We start from the raw sequence: 12,328 nt of genomic DNA on the forward strand, positions 1-12,328 counted from the left end.
ACGGGATACAGCGGTAAAGCCTGCGGGTCAGACCGGCGCGTTCCGCCGTTCATGTGTGCGGAACGCGTTGCGGGCAATGATCTGGCGCATGATCTCGGAGGTGCCGTCTAGAATGCGGACCACCCGCGTTTCCCGCCAGATGCGCTCGATCGGCAGGTCTCTTGAATAACCGGCACCGCCGAACAGCTGCATGGTCGTGTCGGCGACGCGCTGCACCATGTCGGCGCCGGTATATTTGGAGAGCGCTGCCGCGGCGGTGCGGGCGGCGGCATCGCCCCGGTCGTAACGCCAGGCTGCCTCATAGGCGACAAGCCGCGCGGCATGCAGCGAACTCGCCATGTCGGCGATCTGCCACTCGAGGCCCTGATGGTCGCGCAGCTTGCGTCCGAACGTCTCGCGCTCCGAGACATGGTCGAGAGCGTAGTCCAGCAGCTGGCTCGCCGCGCCGACGCAATAGGCGCCCCAATGGGTGCGCCCGGCATCCAGGCACCGCATCGCGATGGCGAATCCTTCGCCCTCCTGTCCCAGCAGATTCTCGCGCGGAATACGGCAATCCTCGAAGATCACTTCGGCGTGCTCCGAGCCGCGTCCGGCAGCCATCTCGACCAGGCGGCCGATGGCAAGGCCCGGCGTCTTTGCGTCGACGACAAAGGCCGCGATGCCCTTGGCGCCGGCGGAGGGATCGAGCGTGGCGAACACCGTGAAGACGCCGGCCGCGGGCGCATTGGTGATATAGGTCTTGCGGCCGTCGAGCACGTAATGATCGCCGTCCCGCCGCGCCCGGGTCTGGATCCGGGCGGCATCGGATCCGGCATTCGGTTCGGTCAGCGCGAACGCGCCGATCACCCGTCCGCTGGCGAGCTCCGGCAGCCATCGGTCGCGAACCGCCGGCTGCGCGTAGAGCTCGATCGCCTTCGAGCCGATGTGAACGTTGACCCCGCTCAGATAGTAGAAGGCGGTGTGGGCCTTCGCGAGCTCCTCGATCGCGATGCAGCTGCCCAGCATCGTGAGGCCGAGGCCGCCGAATTGCTTCGGCGTGTTGGTGCCGAACAATCCCATCCTGCGCAGGCCGGCCATGGCGCTGTCCGGCACCTTGCCGGTCGCCTCGATCGCGGCATCGTGCGGCTGTAGCTCGCTGCGCACGAATTCACGCATCCGGCCTTGCAGAACGCGGAGGTCGTCGGGAAGCTCAAAATGCATCGCAGGCACCAAAAGTCGAATAATCTTCGAAAAATGTTGCGCCGCCTTCCGGCAGATGTCAAGGTTTTGCGGAAGTTCCGGAGAATACGGCATGCTCGCAGGCTTGATGCAGCAGGTCCCGCTCACCCTCAATCTGGTGAGGGACGTGTCGCGGATCTCTATCCGAACAAGACGGTGACGACGCGGTATTGCGACCGCGTCCATGTCATCAGCTATGCGGAGCTGCTCGGCCGCGCGGGCCAGCTCGCCAACTTCCTCGCCGAGATCGGCGTCGAGCGCGGCATGCGCGTTGCCACGCTGGCCTGGAACTCGCGCCGTCACCTCGAGCTTTATCTCGCCGTGCCCTGCATGAGCGCGGTGCTGCACACCATCAATGCGCGCCTGCACGCGCTTGATATCGCAAGACTGCTCGCCCACGCCGAGGATCGGGTGCTGTTCGTCGATCGTTCGATCTGGCGAACCGTCGGGACGGAGATCGAGCTGCGCAACACGTTTGAAGCTCACTAAACGCTTCAACCCATCTTCCGACCATCGCATCTTCCGCCGCAACTTTGTCCACTTGTTACGGGACAAAACCACGAGTTGTGGACTGGCGACCTGTCGCTTTGGGGAGAAGATCATGCCACGTTCGTTTCAATCCAATTATTCCGTTCGGCTCTTCCTCGGCCTCGCCGCCGCCCTCACGATCGGGCTTGCCTCGCCGGTATCAGCGCAACAGGCCTCCGGCACCGCGCTGGCCCGCGTGCTCGTGCTCGGTACCGGCGGCACCATCGCGGGGCAGGCCAGCGCACGCGCCGGCAACGCCTATGACTCAGGCAAGGTCAGCGCAGCCAACCTGGTCGCGGCGATCCCGGGCATCGACAAGCTCGCCCAGATGTCGGCCGAGCAGATTTCGTCGATCGGCTCGCAGGACATGAACGACAACGTGTGGTTCGACCTCGTCAAGCGCATCCGCGCGGCCATTGACGACAAGGAGGTCGACGGCGTCGTCATCACCCATGGCACCGACACGATGGAGGAGACCGCGTTCTTCCTGCAAAACGTACTCGACACCGACGTCCCGATCGTGCTGGTCGGATCGATGCGGCCCTCGACCGCGATCGGCGCCGACGGTCCGGCCAATCTCTACGAGGCGATGCGGGTCGCATCGGCCCCGGAATCCCGCGGCCGCGGCGTGCTCGTGGTGCTCAACGACACCATCCATGCCGCGCGCTGGGTGCAGAAGACCAACACCACCAGCGTCGAGACGTTCCGCTCGCTCGAAGCCGGCCCGGTCGGCTATGTCGACACCGGCTCGCTGCGCTTCCTGCAGCCGGCCGCACCCGTCAAGGCTGCCAGGTTGAAGCTGCCGGATGCGCCGCCCTTGCCGCGGGTCGACATCATCTATTCGCACGCCAACATGGACGCCGCTGAGGTCGAGGATGCGGTCAGGCGCGGCGCCAAGGGCATCGTGCTGGCCGGCGTCGGCGACGGCAATTCATCGAAGGGCGCGATCGATGCGCTGGCCGCCGCGGCGAAGCAGGGCGTCGTGGTGGTGCGTTCGACCCGGGTCGGCTCAGGCTTCGTCAACCGCAACGTCGAGGTCGAGGACGACAAGCTCGGCTTCGCGGTCTCGCTCGATCTCAACCCGCAGAAGGCGCGGGTATTGCTCGAGCTCCTGATCGCGAACGGCATCACCGAGCCGTCGGCGGTTCAACAGGCGTTCGCGCGGTAGACCACCGGTTTTGAGGCGCCGTCGGCTTCGCCTGCGCGGCCTTGTTCGCCGCGCGCCACGCTGGGAGCAGCAGGGCGCGCGCTTCCGCGATGCGCGACATCACGGTGGTGACGGGAATGCCGGTGACTTCGGCGATCTCCTTGTAGGAGAGATCGATCATCTCTCGCAGCGCGATGACCTCGCCGAGCGGGGCGGGCAGGTCATGGATGAGTTGCCGGATGGTCGGGGTGTCGCGCCGTTCCGGCGTTACATTGTTGCCGGAGGGTTTCCGGTCGAGTTTCTCTTGGCAGACGGCTTTGAGGATCGCGAGCAGCCACGGCCTGATGGCCGGGCCGCGAACGCCGTCGAACCGGCGCAGTGCGCGCCGATAGCATTCCTGCACGGCCAGTTCGGCGTCCGCCTCGGTCCGCATCAGGACCTGGGCGAACGCGTAGGCATCGTCGAGACACGGCAATGCCGCGTCGCGAAACTGCTGCGCCGTTTTATTCCCGGCTTTCGCACTTCGCATCATAGGGTTGCATCTCGTGAATAGCTTTACCGGCAATCGGCGCAGTGGTATCAGGCTCCGCGCCGGAGTCGTGGACCGTCGCGCCAAGCGTAGGGACAGGAACGACGTGCGCACACGACATGCGCGCGGCGGACAGCAAGCGATCGATCGTGTCAGCCCTGATCGATCGAGCGTCGGAGCGCGGATCATGTCCGAGACACAGGTGCCCAACCGGTTCTCGATTTTCCATCATGGGCTGGCCAAAGGGCCGGCCTATGAGGCTTGGCGCGAAGGGATTTGCCGCGGCTTCTGCCGGCTCGACGTCGGACCGACCGACGACAACCGCATCGACTGCCACAACGAGTTTACGCTGCTGCATACGGTCGCCATCGCGACGCCGCGCGGCGGCTCGGCCCGCTTCGCCCGCACCCGCGCGCTTCTGAATGACGGCTGCGACGACCTCGTCCTGATCTCTGCGACGCGCGGCACGGTGCAGGTCACGCAGGCAGGCAAGGCGATCGAGCTTCAGCGCGGCCAGATGTGCCTCACCGAAATGAATATCGTCGGCACCGCCGACCTCACCCGGTCGGGCAGCTTTACGACGACGCGGTTTCCGCGGCGCCTGCTGCTCCAGGTCGCACCATTGGTGGAAACGCAGCTGGCGCGGGTACTCGGGCGCGAGCCGGCCCTGGGCGCGATGATCGAGCGCTATTCCGTGCTCTGCACCGAGCTTGCCGGCGATCTGGACGTGCCCGGCCAGCGGGCGGCGGCGCACCATCTCGCCGACCTGGCGGGTCTCGTTCTCGGCAGCAGCGCCGAGACAAAGCAGCTGTCGGCACGCGACGGCGTGGCGAAGGCGCGGCTCGATCTGATGAAGGCCGATGTTCTCAAAAATCTCGACAACGGTAAGCTCACGATCGAAGCCATAGCAAAGGCGAATGCGCTGAGCACCCGCCAGGCGCAGCGCCTGTTCGCGTCCGCAGGAACGACATTCTCGGAGTTCGTCCTCGAGCAGCGCCTGCTGCGGGCGCGCCGGCTACTGCTGCACGAAGAGGGCGCCGGCCGCAAGGTCAGCGACATCGCCTATACGGTCGGCTTCAACGACTTGTCCTATTTCCATCGCGCGTTCCGCCGGAAGTTCGGCATAGCACCGGCGGAGATGCAGATGGAACTGGGGCGGCGGCATTGAACGCCTCCTGCCGCGGCGCTAGATCAGCAGACCAGCTTCATCGCAACGAGGGCGCTGCCAATGCCTCTGTGGACCTGCGAACAATGCGGCGCGCAATTTCCTGAGACCGCTGCGCCGCCGCCGGCTTGCCCGATCTGCGAGGACGAGCGGCAATATGTGAACTGGAAGGGGCAGGCGTGGCTGACGCGCGAGGAGCTCGCAGAGCGGCACAAACTGGTCTGTCGCGACGATCTTGGCCTCGTCGGGATCGCGCTCGAGCCGTCCTTTGCGATCGGGCAGCGCGCGCTGCTGGTGCCGGACCGCGGCGGCTGCGTGATGTGGGACTGCGTGCCGCTGGCAACCGCCGAGGCGATCGCCCATGTCAGATCGCTTGGCGGGCTGAAGGCGATTGCGATCTCGCATCCGCATTATTATGGCGCGGTCGCCGACTGGAGCGCGGCGTTCGACAATGCCCCGGTCTATCTGCACGGCGACGATGCACAATGGGTGACGCGGCCTTATCCGTCGATCGTGCCGTGGCAGGGCGACAGCCATCGCATCTCCGACGACATCCTGCTGGTGCGCGGCGGCGGGCATTTCGCCGGCGCCACCATGCTGCATTGGCGCAAGGGCGCCGACGGGCGCGGCGCGCTTCTGACCGGGGATATCGCGATGGTGGCGATGGACCGCCGCTCGGTCAGCTTCATGTATTCCTACCCGAACTATATCCCGCTCAATGCATCGGCGGTCCGCCGCGTCGCGCGGGTGGTCGAGCCGCTGGCCTATGATCGGATCTACGGCGCCTGGTGGGGCAAGAACATCGCCTCCGACGCCAGGGCGGCGTTCGACCGCTCGGTGCAGCGCTATATTGCGGCGATCTCGGACTGACGGTTCCGGCCGCTTTTGGCAACCTTGCCACGCGGCGCGATCGCGCTATATCAGGGCTTTCCCGCCCCTTACCGATTGTCCGAGTTTCCGCATGACCACAACTGCCGCTGCCGAATCCCAGCCGTTCCAGGCCGAGGTTGCCGAATTGCTGCACCTGATGGTGCATTCGGTCTATTCCGAGACCGATATCTTCCTGCGCGAGTTGATCTCGAACGCGTCGGATGCCTGCGACAAGCTGCGCTACGAGGCGATCGCCAATCCGTCCCTGATCACGGACGGCACGCCGCCGGAGATCAGGATCGTCCCGAACAAGGCGGCCAACACGCTTGCCGTGGTTGATACCGGCATCGGCATGGAGCGCCAGGAGCTGATCGACAATCTCGGCACCATCGCGCGCTCCGGCACCAGATCGTTCCTGTCGAAGCTCACCGAGGCCAAGGACGGCGCCAACCTTATCGGCCAGTTCGGCGTCGGCTTCTATGCCGCCTTCATGGTCGCCGAAAAGATCGTCGTCACCAGCCGCCGCGCCGGCTCGGACGAGGTGTGGGTGTGGACGTCGGAAGGCGGCAGCGGCTTCGAGATCGCACCGGCGGGCGAAGAGGCCGCCCAGCGTGTCGCGCGCGGCACCGAGATCGTGCTGCATCTGAAGAAGGACGCCGCCAAGTATCTCGAGGCCTACGAGATCGAGCGCATCGTCCGCGAATATTCCGACAACATCCAGTTTCCGATCCTGCTGGTGCCGGAAGAGGGCGAGCCGCGCCAGATCAACTCGGCGAGCGCGCTGTGGCAGCGCTCGAAATCCGAGCTCAAGCCGGAGGATTACGCCCAGGCCTACAAGCAGATCGCCGGCGCGTTCGACGAGCCGGCGATGACGCTGCATTACCGTGCCGAGGGCCGGCAGTCCTACGCCGTGCTGCTGTTCGCGCCGTCGCAAAAGCCGTTCGACCTGTTCCAGGTCGAGCGCAAGGGTAAGGTCAAGCTCTACGTCCGCCGCGTCTTCATCGCCGACGATGCCGAGCTGCTGCCGGCTTACTTGCGCTTCATCCGCGGCGTGATCGACAGTGAGGATCTGCCGCTCAACATCTCGCGCGAGATGCTGCAGAACAATCCGCAGCTCGCGCAGATCCGCAAGGCCGTCACCGGCCGCGTGATCGGCGAGTTGGAGACGCTCGGCGAGAAGGAGCCGGAGACCTTCGCAAAGATCTGGAACGCGTTCGGCCCGGTGATCAAGGAAGGCCTGTGGGAGGATTTCGAGCGCCGCGACAAGCTGCTGGCACTGGCGCGCTTCACCACGACGTCGGGCGAGAACCGCTCGCTGAAGCAGGTTGTCGACGACTTCAAGCCGAACCAGACCGAGATCTATTATCTGGTCGGCGACAGCGTCGAGCGGCTGAAGTCGAACCCGAAACTGGAATCGGCGCGCGCCCGCGGCATCGAGGTGCTGCTCCTGACCGATCCGGTCGATGCGTTCTGGACCTCGGCGCCGCTCGATTTCGGCGGCAAGCCGCTGAAGTCGCTGAGCCAGGGCGATGTCGATTTCGGCCTGATCCCGCTTGCCGACGACAAGGACGACAAGAAGGACGAACCCGCGGCCGACGCGGCGACCACGATCGCCGTGATCAAGGACGCGCTCGGCGAGCGCGTCTCCGACGTCCGGGCTTCGCAGCGGCTGACCGCGAGCGCGTCGTGCCTCGTTGCCGGCGGCGATGCGCGCGACCGCGCGCTGGAGCGGCTGCTCGCCCAGCAGAACCGCGGCGCGATCACAAAGCCGGTGCTCGAGATCAATTTGCGCCACCCGCTGGTCGCGGCGCTCGCGACCGATACCGCGCAGGCGAAGGACCTGTCGCTGCTGCTGTTCGAGCAGGCGCAGATCCTCGACGGCGAGATGCCCGACGACCCCGCCGCGTTCGCTGGGCGCATGAACCAGCTCGTGCTGCGCGGATTGGGGAAGTAGAGCGCGAACTCTGAACCCGTCATCCTGAGCCCGTAGCCCGGATGGAGCGAAGCGCAATCCGGGACAGGTCCATCCGTGGATAGCGCGGCCCCGGATTTCGCTGCGCTCCATCCGGGCTACGCATTCCTAAAACTGGCAGGCTGACTGCGCCGCCCAGGCGCTTGACAGGCCGTGCCTCATTGATGTTATGTTATAACATAACATCAAGCGAATGCCCCATGTCCCGCCGCCGCCGATCCCTCCAGCAACTGTTTGATCTCGATGCAAAAACTCCCCGTCACCGTCTTGTCCGGCTTCCTCGGGGCTGGAAAGACCACTTTGCTGAACCACGTCCTGAACAACCGCAGCGGTCTGAAGGTTGCGGTGATTGTGAACGACATGAGCGAGGTGAACATCGACGCCGACCTGGTTCGCGATGGCGGTGCGAACCTGTCCCGGACTGACGAAAAACTGGTCGAGATGAGCAATGGCTGCATCTGCTGCACCCTGCGCGACGATCTGCTGAAGGAGGTACTCACGCTCGCCGAGAGCGGCCGCTTCGATTATCTCCTGATCGAATCGACCGGCATTTCCGAGCCGCTGCCGGTCGCCGCGACCTTCGAGTTTCGCGATGAAGATGGCCAGAGCCTCTCCGACATCGCGCGGCTCGACACCATGGTCACGGTGGTCGACGCCGCCAATCTCCTGAAGGACTACGCCTCGACCGATTTCCTCAGCCAGCGCGGCGAAGCGCTCGACGGCGACAAGCGCACGCTGGTCGATCTGCTGGTCGAGCAGATCGAGTTCGCCGATGTCGTGGTGCTGAACAAGATCGATGCCGCGACGCCTGCGCAGCGCGAGGCCGCCCGTACCATCGTGCGTGCGCTCAATCCCGAGGCCGACCTCGTCGAAGCGAATTTTGCGCAAGTCCCGTTCGACCGCGTGCTCGACACCGGCCGCTTTGCCTATGAGCGCGCGCAGCAGCATCCGCTCTGGCACAAGGAACTCTATGGCTTCGCCGGGCACGTGCCGGAGACCGAGGCGTACGGCATCAAAAGCTTCGTCTACCGCGCGCGGCGCCCGTTCGACCCGGTGCGCTTCCACGGCTTCCTGCGCGAGAGCTGGCAAGGCGTGATCCGCGCCAAGGGCCATTTCTGGATCGCGACGCGCCCGGATTGGTGCGGCGAGCTGAGCCAGGCCGGCGCCATCGTCCGCACCGAAGGGCTCGGTTCGTGGTGGGCCGCGATCCCGCGCGTGCGCTGGCCGGATGATCCGGACTGGCGGCTGATGATGCAGCGGAGCTGGAACGATCTCTACGGCGATCGCCGGCAGGAGCTGGTCTTCATCGGCTCCGGCATGAACGAGGACTACATCCGCCGCAGGCTCGATGCCTGCCTCGTCACCGGCAGACCGGGCATGGACCCGCAAGCCTGGGCCGGGCTGCGCGATCCGTTTCCGCCGTGGAGCAGGACAGGCGAGGCGGCGTGAGACAGTCACCGTAGCCCGGATGGAGCGAAGCGCAATCCGGGGTCTCCCGCCGCTTGAGAGGTCCCCGGATTTCGCTTCGCTCCATCCGGGCTTCTGTAACGGGCCTTGGTTAGTCAATCCCTTTTCGCGTCATCCACTCGCCGGGCACTTGCTTCTGTACGGGATCGGCGCGAAGGCCGTCGCCTGATGGGGTGCATTGAGGAGCCGGCCGGCCAATCTACGGATTGCGTGGTCGTGAGCCACTTCCCGGATGGCGGCCTGACCGGATCCATCGTCCCAGCGGAGGGACTTCGCTCGGGGAGAGCCTGGTGTCGTGGCCCGCCCGGAACCGATTGCTGCTCCTGGCTAGATGGCCTTGGTCATCGGGTTGAACGGTTTGGTGTCGGCGAGCATGCGATGCAGGATCACGGCGAGCTTGCGAGCCAGCGCTACCTTGGCCTTGCGCATGCCTGCGCGCCGGGCAATCCGCATCGCCCAGCTCTTCAATGCCGAGCAATTCTTGACCGGCTTGGTCAGCATGACGTGAGCTGCCTGGTAGAGTGCCTCGCGCACGGAGGCATCCCCGATCTTGCTGATGCGGCCGGTGTAGTCGGTCTCACCGGACTGGTACTTCTTCGGGGTGAGCCCAAAGTGGGCTCCCGTGGCCTTCGAGGAGCGGAAGCGCTTCGGGTCGTCGATCGCCGCGGCATAGGTGAGCGCCACGATCGGACCAACGGACGGCGTTGTCATCAGGAGCTTGGCGGATGGATGCGTCCTGGCGAGCTTCTGGGTGTGCTTGTCCAGGCTCTTGAACTCCCGCAGCAGCACCGCATGGGCTTGGAGCAGCGCCGCCGCGACCAACTCCAGTCCGGGATGGCCGGTCACGAGCTCGCGGATGCGTCCGGCGAACGTGCGCTCGGTGGTCGCACCGACCTTCAGGCCAAAACCGCGAAGTATGCCGCGCAGGCTGTTCTCGACATCGCGAAGCTTGGATTGCAGCAGCTTGCGCGCCGTCAGGATGGCGCGGGTCTCCTGCGCCGCGACCGACTTGCAGTGCACCGGCCGGAACCAGCCGAGCCGCATCAACTGCGCGATCCGGCGGGCATCGTTGCGGTCCGTCTTCACCGGCATCGACTTGAAGGCTTCGCGAACGTGCCGCGTTTCCAGCAGCTCGACCGCAAGCCCTGCGTCTCGCAGACCCGCATACAGCCATTGCGACAAGGGGCCTGCCTCCAGCCCGATCCGTTCCAGTACCAGACCCAGCGACCGGAACCAGGCGATCAGCGCCGCCGGCTCGCTCGCAACCTTCGTCTCGCGCAAAATCTTGCCTGTCCCATCGACAAGGCAAACGCTCGAGCATTCCAAAGACACGTCAATTCCTGCATAGTGGTACATGGTCGTCCCTTAATGATGCTTGGAGCGGGCTTGCCCGACTCCGTTGAACACCATCAGTTTGAGGGACGACCGCCTTCCAACCAACAGGCCGCTCGCGAGCGCGCTTCCAAATTGCGCCGTAGCGAGCGGGCGGCCGGCCCGTTACCCCATCTACGCTTCTAAAACCGGTCCCAACCCGCGCCGTATCTGCTAGAGAATCCCGCATCAGGGCGGAAACGGCGCGGCGTTGCGATGGCTGGCGGCAGCGATATCTTCTACGGCGGCATTCCGGTGTTTCGCGGCTTCGCGCGGCTGATGGACCCCGCGCTGTATGCGCCGTTGCCGGATGACTGGACGGTCGGCGTCGCCGATATCGTGGAATCGACCAAGGCGATCGCGGCGCAGCGCTACAAGGCGGTCAACATGGCCGGCGCCGCGGTGGTCGCCGCCGTCACCAATGCGCTGGAGGGCCGCGAATTCCCCTTCGTGTTCGGCGGCGACGGTGCGAGTTTTGCGGTCGCGCCCGCCGATCTCGACAAGGCGCGCGAAGCCCTGGCCGCGACCGCGCGCTGGGTGCACGACGACCTCGATCTGGTGCTGCGGGTGGCGCTGGTGCCGATGGCGGCGATCCGCGCCGCGGGCGCCGATGTCCGCGTCGCGCGCTTCGGGCCGTCGGCCAATCTGTCCTATGCGATGTTCTCAGGCGGCGGTCTTGCTTACGCCGATGCCGCGATGAAGCGCGCCGAGTTCGCGGTCGATCCGGCGCCTCAGGGCACGCAACCCGATTTGTCCGGCCTGTCCTGCCGCTTCGAGGTGATGCCGTCCGCGCGCGGCGTCATTCTGTCGGTGCTGGTGCTGCCGGCGAAGAACGCCGATCCCGCGTCCTTCCGCAAGGTGATCGAGGATATCGTCGTCCGCGTCGAGAAAAGTCCCGATGCCGGACGGCCGGTGCCCGCCAGCGGTCCGCCGCTGCACTGGCCGCCGCAGGGAATGGAGTACGAGGCGCGCGCACGGCGCCGCGGCCCGCTCGCGCTGCGTCGCGCCGTGGTGCTCACATTCACGCTGTGGGCCTATACGCTGATGCGGTTCAACATCCCGGTCGGCAAGTTCGCGCCGAAACGTTATCTGCAGCAGGTCGTCGAGAATTCAGACTTTCGCAAGTTCGACGACGGCCTGCGCATGATCCTGGATTGCACGCCGGAGCTCGCTTCCGACATCGAGCAGCGCCTCGCCGCCGCCGCGGCGCAGGGCATCGTGCGTTATGGCCTGCACGAGCAGGATGCCGCGATGATGACCTGCTTCACCCCGTCGGTGATGCGCGCCGACCACGTCCACTTCATCGACGGCGCCCGCGGCGGCTACGCCTCGGCCGCGACGGTGCTGAAGGCGCGCGCGGTGTAGCAATTTTTCTCACCTCTCCCCGCTCGTTTGCGGGGAGAGGTCGGACGCCACGCCTCGCGTGGCTTTCGGGTGAGGGCAGGCAATGCGTGGCCGCAAGAGATATTCATCCGACTCGCGAGATCGACGGTGAGCTGACTACAATTCAGATATGGCTACGCGGATAGAGCCCCTCACCCCAACCCTCTCCCCGCAAGAGCGGGGCGAGGGAGCACGGTCCCGTCGCGGTTACCGCTCGGCTCAGAATTACCGTCCCACCCGCGTCCAGGTCTCGCCGCCGCACAGCGCGCCGACGCAGCCTTCGACGCGCAGCGTGCTCTCGCCGGTCACCGAGATGCTGCTCGCATAGGTGCCGCCGTCGTCGGCGTTGTAGATCTGGCCCGACCATTTGCCCGCGGCGACCGGATGCATGCCGGAAAACAGCGGCAGCCCGATGATCGGCCGGCTGGACAGCGACGGATTCGGATTCTTGTTGTCGACCTGGGGCTTGCCGGTCATCGGATCGATCGGGTCGCGCAGGCTCACCACCACGCCGCAGATGCCGCCGCCGCATTTGCTGATCTTGACGCGGGCATCGCCGGCCTGGGTCTGCCAGACGCCGACCGGCTCAGGCGCGCCTTGCGCATGCGCGACGGGCACGGCAAGCACCGTCGCAATGATTGCGATCATGAATTCGAATCTGCAGGCCATGGCTCATTC

Annotated in this window: 11 protein-coding genes; 7 read left to right on the forward strand and 4 right to left on the reverse strand. The window is 65.7% G+C overall.

Annotated elements, in window-relative coordinates; all coding sequences use genetic code 11:
- Nucleotides 1-27 precede the first annotated feature (27 nt).
- A complete protein-coding gene (locus J2R80_RS12000; protein ID WP_076828105.1) occupies nucleotides 28-1,200 on the reverse strand; it encodes an acyl-CoA dehydrogenase family protein in 1,173 nt (390 codons plus the stop codon).
- A 33-nt stretch (nucleotides 1,201-1,233) separates the two neighbouring features.
- Between J2R80_RS12000 and J2R80_RS12005 the strand changes: the two genes are divergently transcribed.
- Entirely contained in the window at nucleotides 1,234-1,707 is a 474-nt protein-coding gene (locus J2R80_RS12005) for an AMP-binding protein (protein ID WP_194295355.1), read from the forward strand.
- Between the two features lie 112 nt (nucleotides 1,708-1,819).
- Nucleotides 1,820-2,914 (forward strand): asparaginase, encoded by a 1,095-nt coding sequence (locus J2R80_RS12010; RefSeq protein ID WP_194295354.1) that lies wholly within the window; start codon nucleotides 1,820-1,822, stop codon nucleotides 2,912-2,914.
- Here the strand turns inward: J2R80_RS12010 and J2R80_RS12015 are convergent.
- The gene (locus J2R80_RS12015) at nucleotides 2,874-3,425 is read right to left on the reverse strand and encodes a sigma factor-like helix-turn-helix DNA-binding protein (protein WP_244558823.1); all 552 of its coding nucleotides are present in this window, start codon (nucleotides 3,423-3,425) and stop codon (nucleotides 2,874-2,876) included. The two genes, J2R80_RS12010 and J2R80_RS12015, sit on opposite strands and share 41 nt — an antisense overlap.
- 184 nt (nucleotides 3,426-3,609) lie before the next feature.
- Here J2R80_RS12015 and J2R80_RS12020 point away from each other — a divergent pair, with 184 nt between their 5' ends.
- The 4 genes from J2R80_RS12020 (at nucleotide 3,610) to zigA (ending at nucleotide 8,878) form a co-directional block, all read left to right on the forward strand.
- On the forward strand, nucleotides 3,610-4,590 hold the full coding sequence (locus tag J2R80_RS12020; protein ID WP_076828101.1) for a helix-turn-helix domain-containing protein: 981 nt from the start codon (nucleotides 3,610-3,612) through the stop codon (nucleotides 4,588-4,590).
- A gap of 60 nt (nucleotides 4,591-4,650) precedes the next feature.
- On the forward strand, nucleotides 4,651-5,457 hold the full coding sequence (locus tag J2R80_RS12025) for an MBL fold metallo-hydrolase (RefSeq protein WP_076828099.1): 807 nt from the start codon (nucleotides 4,651-4,653) through the stop codon (nucleotides 5,455-5,457).
- A 91-nt stretch (nucleotides 5,458-5,548) separates the two neighbouring features.
- Nucleotides 5,549-7,411, forward strand: a complete 1,863-nt coding sequence (htpG, locus tag J2R80_RS12030) for a molecular chaperone HtpG (protein ID WP_076828097.1) — start codon at nucleotides 5,549-5,551, stop codon at nucleotides 7,409-7,411.
- A 261-nt stretch (nucleotides 7,412-7,672) separates the two neighbouring features.
- Nucleotides 7,673-8,878 (forward strand): zinc metallochaperone GTPase ZigA, encoded by a 1,206-nt coding sequence (gene zigA / locus J2R80_RS12035; RefSeq protein WP_253638608.1) that lies wholly within the window; start codon nucleotides 7,673-7,675, stop codon nucleotides 8,876-8,878.
- Nucleotides 8,879-9,223: 345 nt separating this feature from the next.
- On the opposite strand, the gene J2R80_RS12040 is transcribed toward zigA, so the two are convergent.
- Nucleotides 9,224-10,252, reverse strand: coding sequence for an IS110 family transposase (locus J2R80_RS12040; RefSeq protein ID WP_057016162.1), 1,029 nt, complete (start codon nucleotides 10,250-10,252; stop codon nucleotides 9,224-9,226).
- Between the two features lie 231 nt (nucleotides 10,253-10,483).
- Here J2R80_RS12040 and J2R80_RS12045 point away from each other — a divergent pair, with 231 nt between their 5' ends.
- Nucleotides 10,484-11,632 carry a DUF3095 domain-containing protein gene (locus J2R80_RS12045; protein ID WP_057018114.1) on the forward strand — a complete coding sequence of 383 codons (1,149 nt, stop codon included), beginning with the start codon at nucleotides 10,484-10,486 and terminating at the stop codon, nucleotides 11,630-11,632.
- 243 nt (nucleotides 11,633-11,875) lie between these two features.
- Here the strand turns inward: J2R80_RS12045 and J2R80_RS12050 are convergent, their stop codons facing one another.
- Nucleotides 11,876-12,319 carry a DUF2147 domain-containing protein gene (locus J2R80_RS12050; protein ID WP_076828011.1) on the reverse strand — a complete coding sequence of 148 codons (444 nt, stop codon included), beginning with the start codon at nucleotides 12,317-12,319 and terminating at the stop codon, nucleotides 11,876-11,878.
- Nucleotides 12,320-12,328: the final 9 nt, after the last annotated feature.

The sequence above is a fragment of the Bradyrhizobium sp. USDA 4541 genome (assembly GCF_024171085.1).
Taxonomy (GTDB): Bacteria; Pseudomonadota; Alphaproteobacteria; order Rhizobiales; family Xanthobacteraceae; genus Bradyrhizobium; species Bradyrhizobium australafricanum.